Genomic DNA, 19,111 nt, shown 5'->3' on the forward strand with positions numbered 1-19,111 from the left:
CCTTAACGCCTTAATGTAATAGTAATTGTTATAAAAATATTTAGACTATACCTGATGAAAGGTATAGTCTAAATAAAAATAAATTAAAGAATTAAACCCAGCCCCTGAGCTTCACAGCCTTCGCAACTCGGTTTATTGCAATAACATAGGCAGCATCACGCATATACAAGTTTTTATCCTGGGCAAGCTTATGAACAGCCCAAAATGCCGCTGTCATTTTGTCATCAAGTTTCTCTAGAACTTCTTCCTTTGTCCAAAAATAATTCATGTTGCACTGTACCTGCTCAAAGTAACTGCAGGTTACTCCTCCGGCATTACATAGAAAATCAGGAACAAGGTAAATATTTCTGGCTTTAATTAATTCGTCGCTTTCTAACGTCGTAGGACCATTTGCACCCTCGCAGATTATTTTAACCTGCTGACTGATCTTGGCAAAGGTCTCGGGCGTTATCTGGTTTTCCAATGCACAGGGCAGAAGGATATCGACGTCCTGGGCAATCCATTCACCACCGTCTAATATTTCGCATCCTAATTCCTGCGCCTTGTATTTATCAATGGTACCAAATGAATCTTTTATTGAAACCATCTGCTCTATATCAAGGCCGTTACTATTACGGAATGTGTAAGCTTTATTATCTTGTTGATCCCAACAGGAGATGGCAATAACCTTGCCGCCCATGCTCGTATATAAACGAGCAGCATATTCCGCAACATTGCCAAAACCTTGAATACTTGCTGTTGTAGAGGTAATATCCACATTTAGTGTTTTCAAGGCTTCACGCAATGTATAAATAACACCATATCCTGTGGCCTCAGTTCGCCCGAGAGAGCCACCCATCCCAACAGGTTTTCCCGTAATAACACCCGGGTAACGCCCTCCAAAAATGACCTCATATTCATCCATCATCCAGAGCATATGCTGCCCGTTGGTCATAACATCGGGCGCAGGAATATCAATAACAGGGCCCATATTCCTGCCGAGCTGTCTTACAAAACCACGGCACAATCTTTCCTGCTCACCTTTAGACAAATTATGGGGGTCACAGATAATACCACCTTTTCCTCCGCCCAGCGGGATATCTACAACCGCACATTTCCAAGTCATCCACATAGATAAAGCTCTTATCGTATCGATTGTTTCATGGGGATGAAAACGGATACCACCTTTAGCCGGTCCACGGGCGTCATTATGCTGAATTCTGTAACCATTAAATACCTTTGTAGTTCCATCATCCATTTTAACCGGGATGGTAAAGTGATATTCATGACTTGGCTGGCGCAAAAATTCACGAACCGATTGATCTAAACCAATAATATCAGCCACATTATCAAACTGTGTCTGAGCTGTTATGTAAGGATTATATCCTTTCTCGGTCATTATAAAGCCTCCTACTTTTTCAACATTAGGTTGATTAATATTATAAAACTTTCTAATATTTAATGTTAGAACAAAAATACCTGTCTGTAAAGTTTTTATTTATCAGATCCATATAATGCCGGGGAGATGATGCGTAATCAACACCCGGCTTCAATTTGTTTTATTTCATCCAAAATAGCTGTAACCGCAGCAACCTTATCTACGGCCTCAGTCACCGGTCGGCCTACCACCAGGTGACTCGCGCCTGCTCGAACAGCCTCTCCCGGTGTCATTACCCGTCTCTGGTCGCCCAGCTGTGCTCCGGCCGGGCGGATGCCGGGGGTGATAATTTTAAAATCCGGCCCACAGGCATCACGCACCAGCCTAATCTCCTGGGGTGAACAAACCACCCCGTCCAAACCCGATGCCCTGGTCAGCAATGCCAAGGAGCGTACCCGCTCGGCGATCTCCCCCGTAAAACCCATTTCCTGTTGATACGTTTGCCGGTCAATGCTGGTGAGCACAGTCACCGCCACCACCAGCGGGGCCGGTACACCCAGCCGGTCGGCTTCTTCCCGGGCGGCTGTCCCGGCTGCCCGCATCATGGCACCGCCCCCCGAGGCGTGCACATTGATTATCGAAGCACCGGAGCGCACCAGTACCCGGGCGGCCTGCCCGACGGTATTTGGTATATCGTGCAGTTTCAGATCCAGAAAAACTTGCGCACCCGCAGCCACTATCTCTTGGACGATTCTGATCCCGGTCGCGTAAAACAATTCCATGCCCACTTTGAAAAAACCCACGTGTGCGGTCAGTTCACCAACTAGTTCCAGCGCCTTTTCCTGGCTGTCTACGTCCAGAGCTACAATTAGTTTTTCCTTTGACAACTACTCATCACTCCTTGTTGTGTCTCGCTGGGCCAGGCCAACCAGTTCACTGATCTCATTAAAACCGTGTTCTTTCATGTATTGCTCAATACCATCTACCACATCCAGGGTAGCCCGGGGATTGACGAAATTACCGGTGCCCACCGCCACCGCCGTAGCGCCGGCCAGGATAAACTCCAGGGCATCCCTGGCGGTCATAATTCCGCCCATGCCCAGGATGGGTATAAGAGGCAGCGCCCGGTGCACCTGCCAAACTGCCCGCACCGCTACCGGGCGTATAGCCGGGCCGCTTAACCCACCGGTAATGTTGCCCAGCACCGGCCTGCGCCGGTCCACATCTATAGCTATGCCCACCAGAGTATTAATCATGGATAGTGCGTCTGCCCCGGCCCCGGCCACGGCTTCGGCCATAGCTACCAAATCCGTAACATTGGGCGATAGTTTGACGATTACAGGCAGACCGGTAACCGACTTGACCGCTCTGGTTACCTCGGACGCAGTAACGGGATTACTGCCAAATTGAATGCCCCCTTTTTTGACGTTGGGACAGGATATATTGACTTCCAAACCCGCCACACCGGTGACCCCGTCCAAACGGCGAGCCACCTGAGCATAATCCTCCAGCGTATCGCCGGCGATATTTATGATCACTGGCACGCCCAGAGCCGCCAGTTGAGGCATGATTTCCTCAGCCACGCGTTCAACGCCGGGGTTCTGCAGTCCAATGGCATTGAGCATCCCTGAAGGTGTTTCAGCAATGCGCGGCGGGGGGTTGCCCTGCCGGGGTTTAAGCGTAGTACCTTTCACCGTAATGGCTCCCAGCCTCTGCAGGTCAACATAAGTCTGGTATTCCAAACCAAACCCAAAGGTACCGGAAGCCGTGGTCACAGGATTTTTCATCACTATGCCGCCTAAATCTACTGAGGTATTCATTACCAGACCACCTCCCCTGCCGCAAATACCGGCCCATCCACACAGGCGTGCCGGAAGGTTTCCAGTCCGCCGGCATCCTTCACCCGGCAAACGCAGGACAAACAGGCTCCCACACCGCAGGCCATCCTTTCTTCCACCGATACCTCGCCCGGCACTCCGGCATTATGCAGCATACCACAAAGCGTCTTTAACATCGGTGCCGGCCCGCAGGCATAAACATAACCCGGTTTGCATTGCAGTTCCTCCGCCAGCAAATCGGTGACGGGACCCTGGTAACCGGCAGAACCATCATCCGTAGCCACGCTAACAGAAAAACCCAGCAATTTAACAGCGTTATGAATCAGCAGTTGCTCAGCATTTCGTGCACCAAGCAGCACCTTTACATGCTCAGCATAGCCCGTTCCGGCCAGCTCCTGCAATAAAAAATACAGCGGCGCAGCTCCAATGCCACCGCCTACCACCAGGCGAGGGACAGCAGCAGTACCGGTTTTTTCCGCGGTTAACATGGTAAATCCGCGGCCCAAAGGACCCATAATATCAAGCCAACCATCCCGGCGGCCGGCCAGCCAAGCCGTACCCTTACCCACCACTTGAAACATTATTTTTACCAGGCCGGACTGCCGGCACACCGCATGAATACTTATCGGCCGTCTCAGCAGCGGATCACTGTCCTCCCCGCAGCGAATATGAATAAACTGTCCGGGCACAGCCGCCTGGGCTAGAGATGGAGCCAATAATTCTGTAACCCACACACCGGGCCCGGTTTCCTGACAACCGGTAATCTCCGCCATCATTAATTGGGACATTAAACCATCACCCCCTGAATTCACTTCCATATTGATGATTCTAACTCAGAAACCATTAGCTGTAAAATTTAATAAACAACTTAACGTACAACCAACAACAAACTATTATGTTAAGATAAGTGATTTTTCCAAAATTTTGCTCAGTACCATGAACATTGTACAACACTGCAGTATACTATATTAATAAAAGGGGGTATTGCCTATGTCGGATAAAGAGCTTGCCATTAATGCACTAACCCAGATGATTAAATCTAACAACGAGAAAGCCGAAAAGAATCGGGAGCTAAAAGATTGGTTTCACAACCTGAACCTAGACCTGATGCAAGCAGTGGAATCCCTCCGAAAAAACGCTTGAAGCAGGTCTTCCTAATCCCCTGAACCAAACCGGGTTAAGGCCCGTTTATGATAAGCCCCGAACGGAATTTTTCTCCGTTCGGGGCTAAGAATTTCAACGACCCGGGCGGTATCCAAGGGAAGTCAGGCAGGGCACGACAAGTTCTACGGCAACCCCGCTTGATTACAAAGCCATTTCGCCAGGGGCTTTTTTACTCCTGGTCAGGTTTTATTACCAGGTGGATAGCAACGGGCTAAATCTTATAGCTATAATGGCCCGACCGGATCGTAATAACCGGCAGTCCTTGCAGGGTGCGTCCGGCAAAGGGGGTATTTTTACCCTTGCCGGCAAAACGCTCGGGGTCCACTGATTCCGTAATACCAGGGTCGATGATGGTAATATCTGCTGCGCTCCCCTCGGTCAGCGTGCCCCGGTTAATCCCCAGTATGCAGGCCGGGTTGTAGGCTAATTTAGCCACTGCTTGCAGCGGGGTAAGGATGCCGGTGTGCACCAGTTCTGTCCAAACCAGCCCCACCGCGGTTTCCAGCCCCACCAGGCCAAAGGGTGCCAGGTCGAATTCCACGTTCTTTTCGTCGTAGGTATGGGGGGCATGATCAGTGGCGATTACATCAATGGTACCGTCGGCCAACCCTTCCCGCAGCGCCTGCACATCCCGGTCCCCGCGCAGCGGCGGGTTAACCTTGGCCGCAGTATTATACTGAGCCACTGCCCGGTCGGTTAAAGTGAAATGCTGGGGCGTGGCCTCCGCAGTCACCGGGTACCCCCGTTTTTTTGCCTCCCGAACCAGGGCTACAGAACCGGCAGTGCTCAGGTGGGCGATGTGGAGCGAACAGCCGGTTTCGGCTGCCAGAATAATATCCCTGGCTACCATCACCTCTTCAGCAGAGGAAGGAATCCCTTTCAGCCCCAGGATAGTTGATTGATAGCCCTCGTGCATTACCCCGCCCGCCGCCAGGCTCTTTTCCTCGCAATGGGAAATCACCGGTGCATCCAGCATCCGGCAGTATTGCATGGCCCGGCGCATCAGCCCGGCATCGGAAACCGGCCGGCCGTCGTCGGAAAAGGCCACTGCTCCGGCGTCACGCATATCACCCAGTTCGGCCAGTTCCTCACCCCGGCTGCCCCGGGAAATCGCGCCAATGGGGTAGACATTAGCCTGGCCAGACTCGGCCGCCCGCCGGCGGACAAACTCTATTATAAAACGGTTGTCTGTTACCGGGTTGGTGTTAGGCATACAAGCCACCCCGGTGAAACCGCCCCGGGCGGCCGCAGCAGTGCCCGTGGCAATGGTTTCCTTGTACTCATAGCCAGGCTCCCGCAAGTGTACATGCATGTCGATAAAACCTGGTGCCACCAATTTGCCGGTGGCGTCAATTATTTCCGTGTTTTCATCCGGCGCAAACGGGCTGCTAATGCTGCCGTCCTGCACATATACATCAGCCGTCTCATCCCTGCCCGAAGCCGGGTCCAATAAACGGCCGCCCTTAATAATCAGCTTCATTGTGAGCACCTCCACCGGTAAGCAGGTATAGTAAAGCCATGCGCACCGCTACCCCATTGGTTACTTGCTCTTCAATCACAGACTCAGGTCCATCGGCAGTATCATGGCCCAGCTCCACTCCGCGGTTCACAGGACCGGGATGCATAACCAGCACATCCGGCTTAGCCAGGGACAGGCGCTCCCGGTTTAGCCCGTATAGCCTGGAGTATTCCCGCAAGCCCGGGAAAAGACCCTGCTGCTGTCTTTCCGCCTGGATGCGCAGCATCATGACTACATCCGCGCCCTCCAGCGCTTCTTCAATCCGGTAAAACACACGGGCACCGGTTTGGGTAAGTTCGACGGGCATCAGCGTGGGCGGTCCGCAAACCCTTACCTCAGCCCCCAGGGTAGTAAATCCCCAGATATTCGAACGGGCCACCCGGCTGTGCAATATATCCCCAATAATTGTCACCGTCAGACCGGCGATTTTCCCACGTTGCTCCCGTACCGTAAACAGATCCAGCAGCGCCTGGGTGGGATGTTCATGTGCCCCATCCCCGGCGTTAATTACCGCCGCTTTGACCGCCTTAGCCAGCATGTGCGGTGCCCCGGCCATGGGGTGGCGCAGCACAATCACATCAGCGCCCTGTGCTTGAATGGTCCGGGCGGTGTCATATAAACTTTCACCCTTGGCCACACTGCTGGAGGAGCTGGATATATTGACACAGTCCGCACTCAGGTACTTGGCCGCCAGCTCAAAGGAGCCGCGGGTACGGGTGCTATTTTCATAAAAAAGATTCATCACGGTACGCCCCCGCAGCGTAGGTACTTTTTTTATTGGCCGGGAAATAACTTCCTTCATGGGCCTGGCTGTATCCAGCAAAAAAATGAGCTCTTCAGCGGCCAAGCCTTTTAATCCCAACAGGTCTTTATGTTTATACAATTAAGGGAACCCCCTCCCTAATAAATAAGCCTCCCCGGTTAATAAAACCCGGTGGAGGCTGACTAAGCAGTGCACAGAGATATGCGTGACTAATCCCTGTTAGAGATTTAAGCTCTCCCTTGTCAGCCTCACAGGACCGCTTAAAAGGAGAAATTTATGTTTTTTCCATAATAACTACTTCATCCACACCATCAAATTCCACCAGACGCACCTCCACCAGCTCTAGGCGGGCGGTAGGTACATTTTTACCAACATAGTCTGCCCTGATGGGTAATTCACGATGCCCCCGGTCAATCAGTGCCGCCAATTGAATATTCTGTGGCCGTCCTAAATCCATTATAGCGTCCATGGCGGCCCGGGTGGTACGTCCGGTGTATAAAACGTCATCCACTAGCACTACCTTTTTCCCCTCTATAGAAAAGTTCACCTCAGTTTGCCGGACAATCGGCTGGTACCCTAAAGTAGACAGGTCATCCCGGTATAGCGTAATATCAAGCACTCCCACCGGCACCTGGCTGCCCTCAATTTCCTTGATATTATCGGCCAGCCGCCTGGCCAGGGGTACTCCCCGCCGCCTGATACCAATTAGCACCAAATTATCCGTACCCTTATTGCGCTCTATGATTTCGTGGGCAATACGAGTTAGGGCACGCCTGATACCATCTTGATCAATGATCCGGTTCTTTTCCCTTAATACCGGCAAAATAAGAACACCTCCTTAGTAATGGCATCAAAAAAACCTGACTATCCGGCAAGAGGCATAGACAGGCACAGCTAATCCCGTTTTACACTATGTATCCTTACCGGTCTCACGGGACCGATTTTAAAGGTGATTTTTCTTAACACATACTATCAAAAACAACAAGATGCGTCAACTTTTTTTGCAACGATTATCAAAATTTTCACACAGCCATAATTATCGAACAAGTTTAAGGATTTAAGCCTATGGCATATGGAGTATTTTATAGTTTGTTAATCCCTAAAAATATCAAGGTCACCCCCAGCATGATCGCAGCCATACCAGGGAAAGACACTTTGCCGGCCAGCCCCACCAGTCCAAGAGTGGTAACGATAATCAGCACGGTGGGACCGACCATAGCCAGCACGGCATTAATTTTAAAGGCTGTCTCCACCTTATTAAAATGAAGCATCAATATTGCCGCTGTAAATTCAATGGTGGCTGATAAAAACCGCATGGCAGCCATAGAAAAGACAATTTTATCAAAGATAAAAAACATTATTATCCACCCCCGGTTATTTACTATCTTTTCTATGCCGGGACGGGCATTAAAATGCATAGCACTTAGCCAGAGGAGGTACAATATCGATGTTCAAGAAAGGATGTGTATTATTATGGGGGCGAAAGCCGGAGCAGCTGCACTTGCCGCCATAGCCGGCGTACCATTTATTATGGTGCTGGGCAATTCCATGCTCATACCGGTACTGCCGCAGCTGCAAGAAGCGCTTAAGCTCAGCGAGTTTAAAAGCAGCATGGTTATAACCGCATTTTCCATACCCGGTCTGCTCATTCCGGTGGCCGGCTTCATATCCGACCGCATCGGCCGCAAAAAGGTTATTATTCCCAGTTTAATTTTATACGGCCTGGGTGGCATCATTGCCGGGCTGGCAGCAATGTTCCTCGACAGCAGGGCCTACGCCTGGATTATTGGCGGTCGTGTTATCCAGGGTATCGGTGCTGCGGGCACCACCTACATCGCTATGGCCTTAACCGGAGACTTATTTACCGGTCACCAGCGCAGCAAAGCACTGGGCGTAGTGGAAGCCGCCAATGGTTTTGGCAAAGTACTCAGCCCGGTACTGGGCGCCGCTATTGGCTTAATTACCTGGTACGCCACATTTTTATTCTTCCCGGCCATTGTCATTCCCATTGTCCTGGGCATCTGGTTTTTAATCAAGGAACCGGAAAGCAACCGCGCTACAAAAAGCATTGCCCAGTATAAAGAGTCCATTAGCAAAGTCTTTAAAGAAAAGTCCGTATTAGTATCCACCATTTTCCTGACCGGTACAATAGCCCTGCTGCTTCTATTCGGTATGTTATTCTTTCTCAGCGACTACCTGGAGGAAACAGTTGGTTTGAAAGGGATAGTTAAAGGAGCGGCCCTGGCTGTGCCTGTATTATTTATGTCGGCAACCTCATATATGACCGGCCTGTTTATTAAGCAAAACGTCAAGCTTATGAAGTGGCTGGTGGTAGTTGGCCTCGGGTTGATAGCTGCCTCATTGTCGGCATTAAACATTTACGAGAACATCTATTTTTTCTTCGCCGGTATATCCATTGCCGGGTTGGGCACAGGATTGCTTCTGCCCTGTTTAAACACCATGATTACCAGCACCACAGCCACCGAGGAAAGGGGCCTTATTACCTCTATCTACGGTAGTGTTCGCTTTTTAGGTGTTGCTGCAGGACCTCCTTTGTTTGGCTATTTAATGGAATTAAGCAAAGCTTACATGTACTGGGGCGGCGCCATACTGGCCGGAGCAACGGCAGTAATCGCCCTGTTTTTCATAAGAGTCAAAGACTTGAGCATGGCGGGCTCTAACGGACAAGGACAGCAACCGCAGCAAGCATATACTCCGCCCACACAGGCTGTTAGAACAGAGTTTGTATTTGCCCCGGCCCGCAAACCGCTGCCTGAACAAAAAGAAGCCGAGGGGAATAACGAGCAGTCTAAATCTAAATCATAACGTCAGCCGTTAAACCATGTATTAGCGTATTTCGATGTTATCGGGTAGTAGTAATATTCGCCGGACAGACATTTAATAATCGCCACAATCGCAAAGATCGCGTAAACCAGACCCGATATAGCCAGGGGAATAATCAATAAAATTCCAATGAGTACCAACGACAGCACCCCCACCGCCATGCACAGAAGCATGGCAATAATGTGCATCGTCAGGGACTCCCGAGCATGGTGGTTAACAAAATCGTCATCCTTCTTAAGCAAATAAACAATCAGAGGCACCAAAATAGGTAAGCCAAAGAATATAGAACCATGACAAATCGCACCCATCAGTTTGCTTTCAGGTGAAACCATAAATTCACCTCCCATCCGCCTGCCTTATTAATGTATATCAAATCTATTGTTCTTGTTAATTGTTAAAAAGTGAGTACCGGGCCATATTTTTTCAACCAGCGGCGGCGATTTTTGTAATCCGGCATTAATGCTTCCACCAGGCCCCAAAATGCCAGACTATGGTCCATCCTTTTTAAATGACACAATTCGTGTATGATCACGTAATCAATGACTTGTTCGGGAGCCATCACCAGGTGCCAGTTAAAGTTCAAATTACCTTTTTCCGAACAACTGCCCCAGCGATGCTTTTGTTCCTTGATCCGGATTTTTGCAAGTTCAATGCCAATCATACTTGCATAAAAAATAATTCGCTCGTTTATAACTATATTTGCTTGTTTTTTATACCATTTGACCAGAGCATTACGGACCGCGCCTGCCCCGCCCTCTAAATACACAGACCGCGGCACCTCAACCAGCATTTGTCGTCCATTTATTATTACTGCCTGATGCTGCACTTGCTCATTAGCCTGCACCTTGATCTCAAACCGGTTACCCAAGTAAAAGAATTGTTCCCCATCCACAAATAATCTGGGTACGGGGCACCCTGCTAAGGCAGCTAAATAGTCCATTTTTTCCAATACCCAAATGCTTTTATCCTGCATAATATCGTTTACCATCATGGCGTTATAGGTTAACGGGGCCGTCACCAGAACCCCATCCTTTGCATCAACCACTATTTTTAAGGAAGATGCCATATGACTGTATTTAATTTTATATTCAATAACTCGATTACTGAATACTACGTGGGGCAAAGCAGCACCAGCTTTCATAACATGTCTATATTATTTTCTCATTAACTTTCCTGTTTAGCAACTCAACTATGTAGCAAATAGCAAGATGACTACCTCCAAGGATCCAAGGATTTAAACATCAAACCTAATCTGTATTTTTGGATATAATTTACCACTTCTCATGATATACACAATAGCGCCTTTATTTGGTAGGCCAACCAGGTAACCAATTAGACAAATATTGAATATTTTTTTACCAGGTGCAAAGCAATCCCTAGCCCGGTTAATAACTCAAAGGGGGTGGGCGCCGCATGCGATAACTTAGCATGCATGCAATTACCGGAGGGGAGTTGATTACAATGTCCGAAGATGCACACATCAATATCTGGCGGGAAGTTATAGCTTATCCGCTTGGAGAAAGGGCAGCTAAACCTAGGAATAAGGGGCTGACCATGGTAATCGACAAAGGTATGGGCATAGGGGAAACCCGTGACTTGTTACAAATCAATAATCAACACATTGATTTTATCAAGCTGGGGTTTGGCACCTCAATGCTTTATGCTGCAGGCACTTTAGAGGAGAAGATACAGCTGGTGCGTTCTTATGGAGTTGATATTTATCCTGGGGGCACTTTTTTGGAAGTAGCAATAACGCAAAACAAAATTAGGGAGTTTCTCGATGTCTGCCAGTTTTTGGGTTTCACGACCATTGAAGTCAGCGATGGGACGATACCCTTAAGCCGGGAGGTGAGAGAAAAAGTCATCAGCTCAGCTGCAGAAATGGGCTTCAGGGTATTAACTGAGGTGGGCAAAAAGATTGATGGCTCAGAAGTTACTGCACAAACGCTGGCGCAAATGGCCCTGCGTGATATAAAGAACGGTGCATACAAGGTTATTGTGGAGGGCCGGGAAAGTGGTTTAAATGTAGGGCTTTACGATACCAAAGGCAAAATGATAGATGATGATTTGCAAGTATTTATGAATTATATTGATGACCCATCTAAAATTATTTGGGAAGCACCTCTTAAAGCTCAGCAGCAGGACCTAATAACCCTGTTCGGCTCAGATGTAAACCTGGGTAATATCCCGGCCCAGGAAGTTCTTGCTGTAGAAGCCCTGCGTGTCGGTCTGCGGGCCGATACCTTTAAGTTAGCCATAGCCAATCTATTGGAAATTTAAAATATACATCAGCAGTTCAATAGGCAGTGATATTTTGCATGTACAATAAAAATGCAAAGTACCATTTAGCTAAAGCTGGTAATACAATGGATAGCGGTGGCATATATTTTACTAATAATTGTCATTGTGAGGCGAGACTATGCATGGGGTACCGCTGCTTGTGGCACTTCTCTTAGTGGGTATCATATCACGTTCCAATTTAATTGCCACCGCTGCCTGCGTATTATTAATTATTAAATTCAGCAATCTGCATTTTATATTTTCAATATTAGAGAGAAGAGGTCTGGAGATAGGCCTGTTATTTTTATTACTGGCCATATTGGTGCCTGTAGCCAGTGGCAAAGTAACGGAAAAGGAATTATTGATTACCTTTACTTCGCTGCCCGGCATACTGGCTATCGCCGGGGGTGCGCTGGCCACCCATTTAAACGGCGAGGGCTTGCGGTTATTACAAATCGATCCGGAAATGATCTTTGGTATATTGCTCGGTTCCATGATCGGTATTGTTTTTTTAGACGGTGTTCCGGTGGGACCGCTGATGGCGGCAGGACTAACCGCGCTGTTTTTGGAAACCATCCGACTATTTCAATGATGTTAAGTTATTTTTTCGTCAATACCCAACTTCTGCAAAATAACGCCTAGCTCTGCCGGCAAAGGAGCCCTGAATTCCAGATAATCACCTCTGCGGGGGTGGATGAACCCAAGTTGGTATGCATGCAAAAACTGGCCTGCTAAACCAAAGTGAGGTTTGCCTGGCCCGTACCTGGTGTCCCCCACAAGCGGGTTGCCAATATAAGCCATATGGACCCTTATTTGGTGAGTACGACCAGTTTCCAGGCGCAGTCTGAGGAATGTATAATTACCCGCCCGTTCCAGCACCCGATAGTGAGTTACCGCCGGCTTACTGTTACGACTTGTTACAGTCATTTTCTGCCGGTCACGCGGGTCCCGGCCAATAGGTGCATCCACCACACCCCGTTCACTGGCCAGTACACCATGGATCAGTGCCACATAACCGCGCCGCACAGTGTGCTTCTTCAACTGGCCCGCCAAATGCTCGTGAGCCAGGTCATTTTTTGCCACCATTAATAAACCTGAAGTATCCTTGTCAATGCGGTGCACAATGCCCGGTCTTAGTACACCGTTAATGCCGGACAGATCCCGGCAGTGCTCCAGCAAAGCATTAACCAGCGTGCCAGTGTAATTGCCTTCTGCCGGGTGTACCACCATCCCCCTTGGCTTATTCACGACAATGACATCACTATCTTCATAATATATATCAAGAGGGATAGACTCCGGGCAAACTTGTAGCTCCACGGGCGGTGGTACGGACACTGCTACCGAATCACCTGCCTTTACACGATAATTGGCCTGGGCGGCCAGCTGATTCACCGTGATAGCACCGTCACCAATCAGTTTTTGCACAAATGAACGGCTCAGCTGCTCTTCTCGGGAGGTTACAAAAACATCCAATCGCGTTCCAGCATCCTCCGCCCCTACCCGGTAGATCTCAGTTGTCGGCACCGGCATCCACCCTTTGTTCTAATTTTTCACTGCGCCAAAGTCCAATGACTAAAAGTAACGCCCCAATCACGATAGATGAGTCCGCCAGGTTGAAAACCGGCCAAACCTGAAAATCCAAAAAGTCAATAACCCGTCCCAGACGCACCCGATCAATTAAATTACCCAGCGCTCCACCCACCACCAATCCGGAAGCAAGACGCAGTAAAATTTTTTCCCGGGGCAAATAACGCTGCCATACAAAAACAGCCGTAATCACCACCAGGGTGAGAAAAATAAACAAAGAAGTCCGGTGGGCCAATATACCAAAGGCGGCTCCCGGGTTTAAAATATAAGTAAAATAAAACACCGGTGGCAATACGGGTATAGATTCTCCCGGCAGCAGGCGCGAGATAATTAGATATTTGGAACACTGATCGAGTAGCAATGTGACCGCCACAATAAAAGTCCAGAGCAAATAAAAACCCCCCTCAATAATACTATATTATGATATAATACCACATATTTGCATATAAAAAACTTGGAGTCAACCGCTATGTACTGGATTCCCGCCATTTTTTGGATGGCCTTGATATTTTACCTGTCCGGTCGCACAGGCAGTGAATTGCAATATTTATTTCCCCTTATAGACAACTTCAATCCGGGTCATTTAATCGCTTACTTTGTGCTGGGACTCTTATTTTACCTGGCCTTGCATAGGTACAACCACCGTCATCCTTATTGGCAAGCCATGTTGTTCTGCTTTTTATATGGTATCACTGATGAAATTCACCAGTATTTTGTCCCTACCCGCTACCCCGACATTTACGATTTGGCCAGGGACCTCTTAGGTGCCGGGTTGGGGTTAGCTACAGTCTATTTGCTGAAAAGAAGAACTAAATCTTAAGGCCGACAATAGCTGCTAACAGAAAACCCGCGTAAGCATGACGCGGGTTTAATTCATGCCCTGGCCGTCTAAAGGGCAAGCTAATTAGAAAAGGGGATGAGTAATATGGATACTGCCTGTGTATTATGCAACTCAATGGAAAAATTGTTTCTTCAATGCACCTGCGGACAAAATATGCATGATTCCGGTCCGGTAACGGACTATAAAGGTCCGTATAGTCCTTATTACAATTTGAGCTTTGAGGATAATCACTGTCATCACCTTTTTACCTGTCCAGAATGCGGAGCTGATCAAATAATCTCCGTTCCCCTGGTAAAAATATAACCCCAAAAAGCAACTATCTAAGGATATATACCGGCGGAAGATAATTTTTGCCTTTCACCATCACACATCTGCGGCATATTATATACAAATTCTTGATCCAGGCAGGCGAGCAACCCTGCCTGAATCTTAGGACTTTTATCCAGCAGCTTAGCGGCGCTTCAAAACCAAGATACATTTTTTCTGCTAAAAAACAGGCGCGCATAAGCAGCGGCTAGTTATCGGGATAAAAGATATATTTGGTGAAAGGAGGCCATATGTTGTCTAATAAAACTAATCCTTTTTCGTTGTTTCTAATTCTTGTTTTACTAATCCTGAGCACCGATAACCAGGCAGACGTCAAGCTAGGATTCGTCAGAGGGTTAATTGACCAGACATCACAATCTTTAAGTGCACTCAGGGAAGGAATTACTGCCATGAACAGCAGTTTTGAACAAGCTAGCGCCTTGTTCATGAATGCTAATAATAAGTCCGGTGACGCCAAATAATAGTTAACCGTGAATCAGCGTCGGCAGGCATTTGGTGCAGACCCAGAGGCTCTGCCCTTTGTTCCGGCCGGGCAACAGGAAAACCTCTTCCTCTGTATTACCGCAGTTAAAGCAGACCTGGGGAATATAAGACCCCGGGTTTTGTTTTACTTGCTCCTCCACTGCCTGCTCATTAAAAGCAGCAGCTTCACGGGTTTCCACGGTTAATGCGCCCTGAGGGCAAACTCCGATGCAGAAACCGGCTCCGTCACATAACTCCTCTCTTTTAACCCTTGCCTTACCGTCTTCAATGGTAATAGCACCTTCCACGCATGGACTTACACATTGCCCGCAACCGTTGCACTTTTCCTCGTCTATTTTTACAATTTGTCTTTTTGCCATGTTCAATCACCTCGTTCTTTATTTTCATCTTTAATATACCCCTAGAACCTGCTGTATAAAGTAATTCAGCTCGCACTATTGACGTGATATTACTCACACCCATATGACCGCCATCTCTCGTATAGCAAGGCAGGGGAACGTAAAAACTAATTAACAAAGAGCATAGTATACCTTAGCCATCATTATTTTGTTTTTTCAAGCAGGTTTTTCAACTTTAAACCAGAAATAACCTAACAGGTTAATCACATTTCAAGAAATATTAAGCAAAGCCTGGCACCTACCACACGCCATCATGGAAGGAGAGTTTTTATGCCTATAGCGCAAAAAATAGAAAGTTCTTTAGCCGGTTCCTCCTGGATCCGTAAAATGTTTGAAGAAGGCGAGAAATTACGTAAAATCTACGGAGCAGATAAGGTTTATGACTTTACCCTGGGCAACCCCGACGTAGAGCCCCCCGAGGAATTCCACCGGGAACTGCAAAGAATCGCCGCCAACCCCATTCCCGGCATGCACAGGTATATGAGCAATGCCGGCTACGAAGAAACCAGGCAAGCTATTGCCGAGGTGTTGGCTGAGGAAAGCGGCCGCCCGGTAACAGCCGGTCATATTGTCATGACCGTCGGGGCCGGCGGCGGACTCAATGTGGTTTTAAAAACACTGCTCAACCCGGATGAGGAAGTGATCGTCACCACCCCTTATTTCGTGGAATATGGCTTTTATGTGAGCAACCACGGCGGTAAAATAAAGGAAGTGCCCACGGCGGCCGGATTTCAACTGGACCTGACCGCATTATCCGACGCCATCGGGCCTCAGACCCGGGCCATCATTATCAATTCACCCAATAACCCTTCCGGAGTGGTTTATCCAGCGGAAACATTAGCCGGCCTGGGCCGGTTGCTGGAGGAAAAAGAAAAAGAACTGGGCACCAATGTATATGTAATTTCAGATGAACCCTACGCTAAAATCGTTTATGACGGCATTACAGTGCCCAATATGTTTAAATATATTAAAAACTCCTTTATTGTTACCTCGCACAGTAAAGATTTAGCGCTGCCCGGCGAGCGCATTGGCTACATCGCCATCAACCCGGACATCACCGACAGCGAGCTTATTTTCAACGGGTTAGTCTTCAGCAACCGTACCCTCGGTTTTGTCAATGCCCCGGCCTTAATGCAGCGTTTAATTACGTCCCTGCAGCGGGTTAGAATAAGTATTGATGACTACCGGGCTAAAAGAGATTTTTTATATGAACTCCTCACCGGGCTGGGCTTTGAGGTAACCAAGCCGATGGGCGCGTTTTATTTCTTCCCCCGCTGCCCCATTGAGGATGACGTGGAGTTTGTCAACCGGGCACAAAAGTATAATCTGCTGCTGGTTCCCGGCAGCGGGTTCGGACTGCCGGGTTATTTCAGAATTTCTTACTGCATGAACATGCAAATTATCCGCAATTCGGTGCCTGCGTTCACTGAACTAGCCAAGGAATTTAACATATTGCCGGCAGGGGTATAAAAAACATAATTGCTCCGTCCAAAAGAAAGGGTCTATCCTTTATGAATTATAAAAGATAGACCTTTTATGATCTCTATCACCGGCAGAAAAAGTTTAATTTTCTTCAACTAATAAAATAACCTTTTCATGCATATGTAAATTTAATTGTTCCAATACTTTGTTCAAAGATTTGGCATCTTTAAGGTAAAAACCATTTTCCCAGCGGGCAACTAGATAGTCTATAAACTCAATATAACCGTTAACCATGGTTAACGTATATAAATCTTTAAAGCGGTTATTTTCCGCCGGCTGGCAAATATGTTCGGTGGAATTTTTATGAGTCAGTGTAAAATTGGCTAGTGTGGCCTCATCCCTGGTCCAGGTCAGAATCCCTTCATGAACGTCAATTTCTTCTCCGCATACATCGCAAACAAACCTGGACATTTAATATACCTCCTTGGTGAAAAAAGACATAAGGACCTGCACCCTATGTTATAATATATCATAACACCGGTAAGCTAACCAGAACCTAAATACTGCAGGCATCACCATGAATGTGCCGCACCGGTGCGTATGGGAGGTCCAACCGAAAAATGCTGCAATGGTACATTGAAGATGCAGGTGGCGGGTGCAGGTCATTTCCGGAAGTACTGGTACTGGTCTGCGAAAACCCACAACTAATCTATCAAAGCTTTCTACCGTTAACCTGGGACAATAAACTGAGCCTGGAAGAAATAGCCCGCCAAAAGGTAGTGGAAATGATGCAACAAGCAGGTGTCACACGAGATGACTATTTGTACGTCTGTTCCGGAAACATTTTTTTTGGATTGCACAAATGGCTCACTGAAAACGGTTACCACTGGGAAACCGTCAAAATGGATGGCCTAGCCCACGAAGTAGCCGAGCAAACTTTTCAACAGCAAATTATTTCAGCGGGCTTTCCCGCGGATATACGGCTTGAAGAACGCAACTACCGGGATTTTTACCGGCAGGTCGATTCCTGGATTAAAGAAGATCCGGCCCGTTTTAAATATTTAAAAGATGCCAAAGTAAGGTGTAAACCGGAGCGCCTGCGCTATATACTAAAAGGCAATTCCGGCAGCGCCCGCACCTGCTGCAAGTGTCGTAAAAAAATATTGCCATACAGCCCCATCGTGCAGTATCGTTTTAGAGAAGTCGGTAAGAAAAAGAGTCATTATTATCACCCGGATTGTTCACCGGTTAAGCCGCACAAAAATAAACTTCAGCAAGCAAACATTGACTGGCAGGGTGAAGTGTTGCATGGGGTCATTTTATCTGCCAGGGAAACTCTCCCATGCCAAATTTGCCACCAGGAAGTCCCTGCCGGTTCCAAAGCAGTGCATGCTCGCAGGGACAAAGACTTTATATTTGGTCACCCGGAATGTTTTAAATACGTTAACCAGGATGGTTAACATTCCATGATTAACCGGGGAGTAAAATTTAGATAATCAGCACTGGTTAAATAAAAGTTTATGCCCCACGCCCGATCGGGCAGCCTGTACCGGCAGGCATTGGCATGTATGTGACCGTAGACGACCGTTTCCACCTCATATTTTTGCAGCAGCTCAATAAAACCTGAGTACTCATGTTTTTCGTTGGTGGGCATATAATGCATCATCACAAACCTTGGCCCCGATTTGGCACTTTGCAGCGAGCTTTCCAACCGGATCAGTTCCCGGCGATAGATCTTCTCATCTTCCGGTTTAAAATAGGTCCCATTGGGGCAAAGCCAGCCCCGGGTACCACAAATATTAACACCATTAATTGCCACGTGATTGTTTTGAATTAGTTCCACGTTGGGAGGCACCGCTTCTCTGGCCCTGGAAATACTCTGCCACCAGTAATCGTGGTTGCCCTGGATACAAACCAACCGCCCCGGTAATGCTCCCAGATAATCAAAGTCCGGACGGGCTTCATCAAGCCGCATAGCCCAGGATATGTCCCCCGGGACCAGCACTATATCCTGTTCTTGAACCAACCGGTGCCAATTTTCATATATCCTGCGGGCGTGATTATGCCAAGTATAGTCCAAATCCTCCATCGGCTTATACTCCCGGTTGGCCTGCCAATTCTTTACGTTGAAAGTACCTAAAAAAGATAAATGCAGATCAGCTATGGCAAATATACTCAATTAGTTTTTTTCCTCCCGTACTTTTCCCAGGCAGAAATATCATCCGATCAGGGCGTGATGATTATTCTGTTCGCTTATCAGGATATTTATTCCTGCCTCGATAAATGCC

At 47.8% G+C, this 19,111-nt stretch carries 23 protein-coding genes; 8 read left to right on the forward strand and 15 right to left on the reverse strand.

What is annotated here, in order from left to right; genetic code table 11:
* Nucleotides 1–91 precede the first annotated feature (91 nt).
* The 4 genes from SPSYN_RS08490 to SPSYN_RS08500 all read right to left on the reverse strand — a co-directional run bounded on the left by SPSYN_RS08490 (nucleotide 92) and on the right by SPSYN_RS08500 (nucleotide 3,983).
* Nucleotides 92–1,378, reverse strand: a complete 1,287-nt coding sequence (locus SPSYN_RS08490; RefSeq protein WP_161822018.1) for a Glu/Leu/Phe/Val family dehydrogenase — start codon at nucleotides 1,376–1,378, stop codon at nucleotides 92–94.
* A gap of 137 nt (nucleotides 1,379–1,515) precedes the next feature.
* On the reverse strand, nucleotides 1,516–2,244 hold the full coding sequence (gene pyrF, locus SPSYN_RS15725) for an orotidine-5'-phosphate decarboxylase (RefSeq protein ID WP_202623769.1): 729 nt from the start codon (nucleotides 2,242–2,244) through the stop codon (nucleotides 1,516–1,518).
* On the reverse strand, nucleotides 2,245–3,177 hold the full coding sequence (locus SPSYN_RS08495) for a dihydroorotate dehydrogenase (RefSeq protein ID WP_202623770.1): 933 nt from the start codon (nucleotides 3,175–3,177) through the stop codon (nucleotides 2,245–2,247).
* Nucleotides 3,177–3,983 (reverse strand): dihydroorotate dehydrogenase electron transfer subunit, encoded by an 807-nt coding sequence (locus SPSYN_RS08500; protein ID WP_161822019.1) that lies wholly within the window; start codon nucleotides 3,981–3,983, stop codon nucleotides 3,177–3,179. Before SPSYN_RS08500 ends, SPSYN_RS08495 begins: the two co-directional genes overlap by 1 nt.
* Nucleotides 3,984–4,185: 202 nt before the next feature.
* On the opposite strand from SPSYN_RS08500, the gene SPSYN_RS08505 reads away from it, so the two are divergent.
* The gene (locus tag SPSYN_RS08505) at nucleotides 4,186–4,338 is read left to right on the forward strand and encodes a peptidase (RefSeq protein ID WP_161822020.1); all 153 of its coding nucleotides are present in this window, start codon (nucleotides 4,186–4,188) and stop codon (nucleotides 4,336–4,338) included.
* A 232-nt stretch (nucleotides 4,339–4,570) separates the two neighbouring features.
* On the opposite strand, the gene SPSYN_RS08510 is transcribed toward SPSYN_RS08505, so the two are convergent.
* The 4 genes from SPSYN_RS08510 to SPSYN_RS08525 form a co-directional block, all read right to left on the reverse strand.
* Nucleotides 4,571–5,839: a dihydroorotase gene (locus SPSYN_RS08510; protein WP_161822021.1), complete on the reverse strand. Its 1,269-nt coding sequence runs from the start codon at nucleotides 5,837–5,839 to the stop codon at nucleotides 4,571–4,573.
* Nucleotides 5,823–6,761, reverse strand: coding sequence for an aspartate carbamoyltransferase catalytic subunit (locus SPSYN_RS08515; protein WP_161822022.1), 939 nt, complete (start codon nucleotides 6,759–6,761; stop codon nucleotides 5,823–5,825). The genes SPSYN_RS08510 and SPSYN_RS08515 overlap by 17 nt, the downstream gene beginning before the upstream one ends.
* 154 nt (nucleotides 6,762–6,915) lie before the next feature.
* Nucleotides 6,916–7,464 carry a bifunctional pyr operon transcriptional regulator/uracil phosphoribosyltransferase PyrR gene (gene pyrR / locus SPSYN_RS08520; protein WP_161822023.1) on the reverse strand — a complete coding sequence of 183 codons (549 nt, stop codon included), beginning with the start codon at nucleotides 7,462–7,464 and terminating at the stop codon, nucleotides 6,916–6,918.
* A gap of 259 nt (nucleotides 7,465–7,723) precedes the next feature.
* Complete coding sequence (locus tag SPSYN_RS08525) at nucleotides 7,724–7,999, reverse strand: YqhV family protein (protein ID WP_161822024.1); 276 nt, start codon at nucleotides 7,997–7,999, stop codon at nucleotides 7,724–7,726.
* Nucleotides 8,000–8,114: 115 nt separating this feature from the next.
* Here SPSYN_RS08525 and SPSYN_RS08530 point away from each other — a divergent pair, with 115 nt between their 5' ends.
* Nucleotides 8,115–9,467, forward strand: coding sequence for an MFS transporter (locus SPSYN_RS08530; RefSeq protein WP_161822025.1), 1,353 nt, complete (start codon nucleotides 8,115–8,117; stop codon nucleotides 9,465–9,467).
* Between the two features lie 2 nt (nucleotides 9,468–9,469).
* Here SPSYN_RS08530 and SPSYN_RS08535 read toward each other — a convergent pair whose 3' ends face one another.
* Nucleotides 9,470–9,817 (reverse strand): DUF4870 domain-containing protein, encoded by a 348-nt coding sequence (locus SPSYN_RS08535; RefSeq protein WP_161822026.1) that lies wholly within the window; start codon nucleotides 9,815–9,817, stop codon nucleotides 9,470–9,472.
* 62 nt (nucleotides 9,818–9,879) lie between these two features.
* Entirely contained in the window at nucleotides 9,880–10,608 is a 729-nt protein-coding gene (locus tag SPSYN_RS08540) for a M48 family metallopeptidase (protein WP_161822027.1), read from the reverse strand.
* 338 nt (nucleotides 10,609–10,946) lie between these two features.
* On the opposite strand from SPSYN_RS08540, the gene comA reads away from it, so the two are divergent.
* Both comA and SPSYN_RS08550 read left to right on the forward strand, forming a co-directional pair.
* A complete protein-coding gene (gene comA, locus SPSYN_RS08545) occupies nucleotides 10,947–11,765 on the forward strand; it encodes a phosphosulfolactate synthase (protein ID WP_161822028.1) in 819 nt (272 codons plus the stop codon).
* A gap of 139 nt (nucleotides 11,766–11,904) precedes the next feature.
* Nucleotides 11,905–12,357 (forward strand): DUF441 domain-containing protein, encoded by a 453-nt coding sequence (locus SPSYN_RS08550; RefSeq protein WP_161822029.1) that lies wholly within the window; start codon nucleotides 11,905–11,907, stop codon nucleotides 12,355–12,357.
* A 2-nt stretch (nucleotides 12,358–12,359) separates the two neighbouring features.
* Here the strand turns inward: SPSYN_RS08550 and SPSYN_RS08555 are convergent, their stop codons facing one another.
* Nucleotides 12,360–13,289, reverse strand: a complete 930-nt coding sequence (locus tag SPSYN_RS08555; RefSeq protein ID WP_243152970.1) for an RluA family pseudouridine synthase — start codon at nucleotides 13,287–13,289, stop codon at nucleotides 12,360–12,362.
* Nucleotides 13,276–13,743, reverse strand: coding sequence for a signal peptidase II (gene lspA, locus SPSYN_RS08560; RefSeq protein WP_161822031.1), 468 nt, complete (start codon nucleotides 13,741–13,743; stop codon nucleotides 13,276–13,278). The genes SPSYN_RS08555 and lspA overlap by 14 nt, the downstream gene beginning before the upstream one ends.
* Before the next feature lie 78 nt (nucleotides 13,744–13,821).
* On the opposite strand from lspA, the gene SPSYN_RS08565 reads away from it, so the two are divergent.
* Nucleotides 13,822–14,172 carry a VanZ family protein gene (locus SPSYN_RS08565; protein ID WP_161822032.1) on the forward strand — a complete coding sequence of 117 codons (351 nt, stop codon included), beginning with the start codon at nucleotides 13,822–13,824 and terminating at the stop codon, nucleotides 14,170–14,172.
* 581 nt (nucleotides 14,173–14,753) lie between these two features.
* On the forward strand, nucleotides 14,754–14,981 hold the full coding sequence (locus tag SPSYN_RS08570) for a hypothetical protein (protein ID WP_161822033.1): 228 nt from the start codon (nucleotides 14,754–14,756) through the stop codon (nucleotides 14,979–14,981).
* 3 nt (nucleotides 14,982–14,984) lie between these two features.
* Here the strand turns inward: SPSYN_RS08570 and SPSYN_RS08575 are convergent, their stop codons facing one another.
* A complete protein-coding gene (locus SPSYN_RS08575) occupies nucleotides 14,985–15,362 on the reverse strand; it encodes an ATP-binding protein (protein WP_161822034.1) in 378 nt (125 codons plus the stop codon).
* A 309-nt stretch (nucleotides 15,363–15,671) separates the two neighbouring features.
* Here SPSYN_RS08575 and SPSYN_RS08580 point away from each other — a divergent pair, with 309 nt between their 5' ends.
* Nucleotides 15,672–16,871, forward strand: a complete 1,200-nt coding sequence (locus SPSYN_RS08580) for a pyridoxal phosphate-dependent aminotransferase (protein ID WP_161822035.1) — start codon at nucleotides 15,672–15,674, stop codon at nucleotides 16,869–16,871.
* A gap of 93 nt (nucleotides 16,872–16,964) precedes the next feature.
* Here SPSYN_RS08580 and SPSYN_RS08585 read toward each other — a convergent pair whose 3' ends face one another.
* Complete coding sequence (locus tag SPSYN_RS08585) at nucleotides 16,965–17,294, reverse strand: hypothetical protein (protein ID WP_161822036.1); 330 nt, start codon at nucleotides 17,292–17,294, stop codon at nucleotides 16,965–16,967.
* Between the two features lie 149 nt (nucleotides 17,295–17,443).
* Here SPSYN_RS08585 and SPSYN_RS08590 point away from each other — a divergent pair, with 149 nt between their 5' ends.
* Nucleotides 17,444–18,283: a hypothetical protein gene (locus SPSYN_RS08590; RefSeq protein ID WP_161822037.1), complete on the forward strand. Its 840-nt coding sequence runs from the start codon at nucleotides 17,444–17,446 to the stop codon at nucleotides 18,281–18,283.
* Here the strand turns inward: SPSYN_RS08590 and SPSYN_RS08595 are convergent.
* The gene (locus SPSYN_RS08595; protein ID WP_161822038.1) at nucleotides 18,280–19,002 is read right to left on the reverse strand and encodes a metallophosphoesterase; all 723 of its coding nucleotides are present in this window, start codon (nucleotides 19,000–19,002) and stop codon (nucleotides 18,280–18,282) included. The two genes, SPSYN_RS08590 and SPSYN_RS08595, sit on opposite strands and share 4 nt — an antisense overlap.
* Nucleotides 19,003–19,111: the final 109 nt, after the last annotated feature.

The organism is Sporotomaculum syntrophicum (assembly GCF_009932395.1).
Classification (GTDB): Bacteria; Bacillota; Desulfotomaculia; order Desulfotomaculales; family Desulfallaceae; genus Sporotomaculum; species Sporotomaculum syntrophicum.

Coding starts and splice junctions, on each gene's coding strand:
- SPSYN_RS08525 (WP_161822024.1), bottom strand. CDS start 7,999: ATGTTTTTTATCTTTGATAAAATTGTCTTTTCTATGGCTGCCATGCGG.
- SPSYN_RS08495 (WP_202623770.1), bottom strand. CDS start 3,177: ATGAATACCTCAGTAGATTTAGGCGGCATAGTGATGAAAAATCCTGTG.
- SPSYN_RS08490 (WP_161822018.1), bottom strand. CDS start 1,378: ATGACCGAGAAAGGATATAATCCTTACATAACAGCTCAGACACAGTTT.
- SPSYN_RS08590 (WP_161822037.1), top strand. CDS start 17,444: ATGCTGCAATGGTACATTGAAGATGCAGGTGGCGGGTGCAGGTCATTT.
- SPSYN_RS08550 (WP_161822029.1), top strand. CDS start 11,905: ATGCATGGGGTACCGCTGCTTGTGGCACTTCTCTTAGTGGGTATCATA.
- SPSYN_RS08510 (WP_161822021.1), bottom strand. CDS start 5,839: ATGAAGCTGATTATTAAGGGCGGCCGTTTATTGGACCCGGCTTCGGGC.
- SPSYN_RS08585 (WP_161822036.1), bottom strand. CDS start 17,294: ATGTCCAGGTTTGTTTGCGATGTATGCGGAGAAGAAATTGACGTTCAT.
- SPSYN_RS08580 (WP_161822035.1), top strand. CDS start 15,672: ATGCCTATAGCGCAAAAAATAGAAAGTTCTTTAGCCGGTTCCTCCTGG.
- SPSYN_RS08505 (WP_161822020.1), top strand. CDS start 4,186: ATGTCGGATAAAGAGCTTGCCATTAATGCACTAACCCAGATGATTAAA.
- comA (WP_161822028.1), top strand. CDS start 10,947: ATGTCCGAAGATGCACACATCAATATCTGGCGGGAAGTTATAGCTTAT.
- SPSYN_RS08535 (WP_161822026.1), bottom strand. CDS start 9,817: ATGGTTTCACCTGAAAGCAAACTGATGGGTGCGATTTGTCATGGTTCT.
- SPSYN_RS08565 (WP_161822032.1), top strand. CDS start 13,822: ATGTACTGGATTCCCGCCATTTTTTGGATGGCCTTGATATTTTACCTG.
- SPSYN_RS08575 (WP_161822034.1), bottom strand. CDS start 15,362: ATGGCAAAAAGACAAATTGTAAAAATAGACGAGGAAAAGTGCAACGGT.
- SPSYN_RS08530 (WP_161822025.1), top strand. CDS start 8,115: ATGGGGGCGAAAGCCGGAGCAGCTGCACTTGCCGCCATAGCCGGCGTA.
- SPSYN_RS08500 (WP_161822019.1), bottom strand. CDS start 3,983: ATGTCCCAATTAATGATGGCGGAGATTACCGGTTGTCAGGAAACCGGG.